This is a genomic window from Pseudomonas sp. Sample_16, from assembly GCF_004307665.1.
Lineage (GTDB): Bacteria > Pseudomonadota > Gammaproteobacteria > Pseudomonadales > Pseudomonadaceae > Aquipseudomonas.
This window is the reverse complement of record NZ_RCOB01000132.1, coordinates 1-4,506: the sequence shown is the minus strand read 5'-3', so window position 1 is coordinate 4,506 and position 4,506 is coordinate 1. Positions and strand designations below refer to the sequence as shown.

Here is a 4,506-nt window from a genome sequence, read left to right as displayed (position 1 = left end):
TGGCGCAGATGACGCCATCGCTGGTGATCCAGTTCGGCCTGCACCTGGTGCCGGAACTGAGTAAAACCGCGACGGTTTTCCTCGGCAATGTGGCGCTGGCATTCACCGTGCTGTTCCTGATCCTGGCGATCAGCGCGCTGCTCAATGCCTTGCTGGACATCTACGCCCGCACCGAACACGCCCGCACCCGCTCGATCAAGGGCTATGTGCAATTGACGAAAATGGTCTTGTACGTATTTGGCGCGATCATCATCGTCGCTACGCTGATCGATCGCTCACCGCTGTTGCTGCTGTCAGGCTTGGGTGCCATGTCGGCTGTGATCCTGTTGGTCTACAAGGACACGCTGCTGTCATTCGTAGCCAGTGTGCAGCTCACCAGCAATGACATGCTGCGGGTGGGCGACTGGATCGAGATGCCACAGGTCGGCGCCGATGGCGATGTAGTGGACATTACGCTGCATACGGTTAAGGTGCAGAACTTCGACAAGACCATCGTCTCGATCCCGACCTGGCGCTTGATGTCCGAATCGTTCAAGAACTGGCGCGGCATGCAGGCTTCTGGCGGCCGCCGGATCAAGCGCAGTCTGTTCATCGACGCCAGCGGTGTGCGTTTTTTGCGTGATGAAGAAGAGCAGAAACTGGCGCAGGTGCATCTGCTGACCGACTACATGTCCCGCAAGCAGGCCGAACTCAAAGCGTGGAATGAAGCCCAAGGCAACCTCGCCGCCATGTCGGCCAACCGCCGACGCATGACCAACATCGGCACGTTCCGCGCCTATGCACTGGCCTATCTGAAAAGCCACGCGCAGATCCAGCCGAACATGACCTGCATGGTCCGGCAGATGCAGACCACGGCACAGGGCATTCCGCTGGAAATCTATTGCTTTACCCGAACCACGGCGTGGGCCGATTACGAGCGGATCCAGGGGGATATCTTCGACTACTTGCTGGCGGTGCTGCCGGAGTTTGGCTTGAGCCTTTATCAGCAGCCCAGTGGCGGCGACTTGCGGGCCGGGTTGTTGCCGGCCCTGCTGGGTTCAAGCCACATTCCCGAGCCGGAAAAAAACCGTATGTAAGGGGTTCAACACGTGGCTAGGTTTTGAAGAGTCGCCGCACATCCACGGGGTCGGCATTCCCGCTTGGGTCAATAGCGAGGAAATACTTCAGCTGCCACTGCTGCGTCTTGATAGCTTGCCGGGCGACGGGCCGGGACCACGGCGGATACACGCGAATCGCTCGCTTACCGCCTTCGCCGGCAATCGACATGACACCTTTGGCAGCCAATATCTCCCGGTCGAACACAAACTGCCCGTCATGGGTTTCATCGCCAACGCTCACCACCACAAAGGCGACGCCATCGTCACTATCGAACGGTGCAATCTCGCTGGTCGGCGTTGGCCGTTTCCACAACGTGACGAACTGGCCAATCTTGGTCGGCGTGGTTTTCGCCACCCGGAAGACGATCGCCTGGCCATCGAGGCCGAAACGGAAGGCGCCATACTCGGCACTTTCCTCCTCGCGCCGCGCTTCATCCGTCAACGCCATACCTGCGCGCTTGTAGATCTGCTCAATGGCGGCGATCAAGTCCTTCATGTCCGACTCCGCAATGGCAACACTTCTCGCCTGACGCCCAACCGGCTGATCCAGACCGCCATCAAAATCACAGAGCCACCGAGCAACAACCGCCCCAGCTGCTCATGCTGATTCCAGATCAGCAGATTGATCAGCAAACCCACCGGCACATGCAGGTTGTTCATCACTGCCAGCGTCCCGCCATTGACCAGGCAAGCGCCCTTGTTCCACCAGTACAGCCCCAATGCGGTCGAGACCAGGCCGAGGAACAACAACACAGCCCATTGCAACGGTGCTTCGGGTAGGAAATTCTGTTTGCCGAACAGCAGGAACGCCGGCAACGCCACGGCCAGTGCCCCGAGGTAGAAGTAGCCGAAGCGCCGATAATGCGGCAGATCACTCGGGTGTCGTGCGACCAGATGCTTATAGAGCACCTGCCCGGCGGCATAGGTGAAGTTGGCCAGCTGCAGCAGCAGGAACCCCATGAAGAAGTCGGGATTGATCCGGTCGAAGCGAATCACCGCGGCGCCCGCGACCGCCACCAGTGCCGCGATCAAGGCCCACGGATTGAAGCGACGGTTCAGGGCATCTTCGATCAGGGTCACGTGCAAGGGCGTGAGGATGGTGAACAGCAACACTTCCGGCACCGTCAGCACGCGAAAGCTCAGATACAGGCAGACATAGGTCACACCAAACTGCAACGCGCCGATCAGCAGCATGCCGCGCATGAACGCCGGTTCCACCGAACGCCAGCGCGTCAACGGAATGAACACCAGCCCGGCCAGCAGCACGCGCACGAGCACCGCGAAGTAACTGTCGACATGACCGGCCAGGTACTCACCGATCAAACTGAAGGAAAACGCCTGGATCAGCGTGACAAAAAGTAGATAGCCCATGCTCGCCTCGTTTCGAATGGCGGCGACGATAGCGGGTTTTGCCAATGATCGCGACCAGTCAAACAATACAAAAACCTGTGGAAGCGGGCTTTTATGCCACCCCATCAAATCGTGGGCAAAAAAAAGCCCGATCTCGCTAAAGCGTTCAATCGGGCTACGGCACTCAGGAGCAATAAGTGCAAAGGGAGGTTCGATGCGCGTACAGGCTTGAAGGGTTGCGCCAGGTCACTAGACCATCGAGCGATTATCTGGCGATTAACAGGTCAGGCCACTTGCGATAGCTTGGCATTGGCCTGGTTCAGGCCTTTCTCCTGGAAGTCGCCACCCAGGTTCATGCCTTCGGCATGGATGAATGTCACGTCGTGGATACCGATGAAGCCCATGACCTGACGCAGGTACGGTTCCTGGTGATCCGCCGTGCTGCCGGCATAGATACCGCCGCGCGCCGTCAGCACATAAGCGCGCTTGCCGCTGAGCAGACCTTGAGGCCCGGTTTCTGTGTATTTGAAGGTGACGCCGGCGCGCAGCACATGGTCCAGCCAGGCTTTGAGGGTGCTGGGAATTGCAAAGTTGTACATCGGCGCGGCCATCACCAGTACGTCTGCGGCCAGCAATTCGTCTGTCAGCTGGTTAGACCGCTCCAGCGAAACCTGTTCGATGTCGCTGCGTTGTTCAGCGGGCTTCATCCAGCCACCCAGCAGGTTGATGTCCAGATGCGGTACCGGGTTGACGGCAAGGTCACGAACCGTGATCTGATCCTGCGGATGAGCGGCTTGCCATTGTTTGATGAACGTCTGGGTCAGTTGACGGGAAACCGAGTCTTGCTGACGGGCACTGCTTTCGATGATCAGAACGCGGGACATGGGATGTAGGCTCCATCTGAGAATGCTGTAAGTCGATGGAGTGAAGGTTAAACAGAGTCATATCGATGAAAAAGCGCAAATAATTGCTATAACCCATCAATAAATTCGTTTATAAGCGGAGCATGCCCGTCAGGTTTGCTCCGTTCGGTGTCATTTCGGGGTGCAGCTCAGCTCGATGCGCAGTTTGATGATGTTGCGGCTGAACTTGGCGGTGACGTTTTTGTGTTTGCCAGCCGGTACATCGATCTTTCGGGTGCGTGGAGCTTCCGGGCCGTTGCTGAAAACCGCCTTGCAGCTGGCATCGACATCGCCATAGTTGGCCACCCGAATGGAGCCGATATCGCTATCGGTGTCGAAGGTTTCGTAATCGATCTTCAGGCCATTGAGGTCTTTTTTCACATCGATCGGGTAAGCAGACGCAGTCAGCGGCAACAGGCTCAGCAGTACGCAACCTGATACCAGACAACAAATTTTTTTCATTGAGCAGTCTCCAATAAGAACTGCCCAGCTTAGGACAAGAGGAGCACATCATGAAAGCGCCCCGCGTGACCCTTGATCAATGGCGAACACTTCAAGCCGTGGTCGACCACGGTGGTTTCGCCCAGGCCGCCGAAGCGCTGCATCGCTCGCAATCCTCCGTCAGCTACACCGTAGCGCGGATGCAGGATCAGCTTGGCGTGCCATTGCTGCGCATCGACGGGCGCAAAGCAGTGCTGACCGAAGCCGGCGGCGTGCTGTTGCGACGGTCCCGGCAACTGGTGAAACAGGCCAGTCAGCTCGAAGACCTGGCTCACCATATGGAGCAAGGCTGGGAAGCCGAAGTGCGCCTGGTGGTCGACGCCGCCTATCCGAGCGCTCGCCTCGTCCGCGCGTTGACCGCCTTCATGCCGCAAAGCCGAGGTTGCCGGGTGCGATTGCGCGAAGAGGTGCTATCAGGTGTGGAGGAAGTCCTGCTCGAAGGCGTCGCCGACCTGGCGATCACCGGGTTCAGCATTCCGGGCTACCTGGGTGCGGAATTAAGCGACGTCGAATTCGTCGCGGTCGCCCACCCGGAACATTCCCTGCATCGCCTTAACCGCGAACTGAGCTTCCAGGATCTGGAAAGCCACATGCAAGTGGTCATCCGGGACTCCGGTCGCCAGCAACCACGGGACGTCGGCTGGCTCGGCGCCGAA

6 protein-coding genes are annotated in these 4,506 nt (G+C 58.4%); 2 read left to right on the top strand and 4 right to left on the bottom strand.

Translation table 11 applies throughout. From position 1 onward, the window contains the following. A partial coding sequence (locus D8U69_RS17950; protein ID WP_130907832.1) for a mechanosensitive ion channel family protein occupies positions 1–1,076 on the top strand: 1,076 nt, incomplete at its 5' end. A gap of 16 nt (positions 1,077–1,092) precedes the next feature. On the opposite strand, the gene D8U69_RS17945 is transcribed toward D8U69_RS17950, so the two are convergent. From D8U69_RS17945 to D8U69_RS17930, 4 genes are all read right to left on the bottom strand, one after another. Then, positions 1,093–1,593, bottom strand: a complete 501-nt coding sequence (locus tag D8U69_RS17945; protein WP_130907831.1) for a MepB family protein — start codon at positions 1,591–1,593, stop codon at positions 1,093–1,095. Beyond that, positions 1,590–2,468: a carboxylate/amino acid/amine transporter gene (locus D8U69_RS17940; RefSeq protein ID WP_056853096.1), complete on the bottom strand. Its 879-nt coding sequence runs from the start codon at positions 2,466–2,468 to the stop codon at positions 1,590–1,592. Before D8U69_RS17940 ends, D8U69_RS17945 begins: the two co-directional genes overlap by 4 nt. Before the next feature lie 263 nt (positions 2,469–2,731). Beyond that, complete coding sequence (locus D8U69_RS17935) at positions 2,732–3,331, bottom strand: FMN-dependent NADH-azoreductase (RefSeq protein WP_056853097.1); 600 nt, start codon at positions 3,329–3,331, stop codon at positions 2,732–2,734. Between the two features lie 150 nt (positions 3,332–3,481). Next, positions 3,482–3,811 carry a 3-phosphoglycerate kinase gene (locus D8U69_RS17930; RefSeq protein ID WP_130907830.1) on the bottom strand — a complete coding sequence of 110 codons (330 nt, stop codon included), beginning with the start codon at positions 3,809–3,811 and terminating at the stop codon, positions 3,482–3,484. A gap of 50 nt (positions 3,812–3,861) precedes the next feature. Here D8U69_RS17930 and D8U69_RS17925 point away from each other — a divergent pair. Further along, a partial coding sequence (locus D8U69_RS17925; RefSeq protein WP_130907829.1) for a LysR family transcriptional regulator occupies positions 3,862–4,506 on the top strand: 645 nt, incomplete at its 3' end.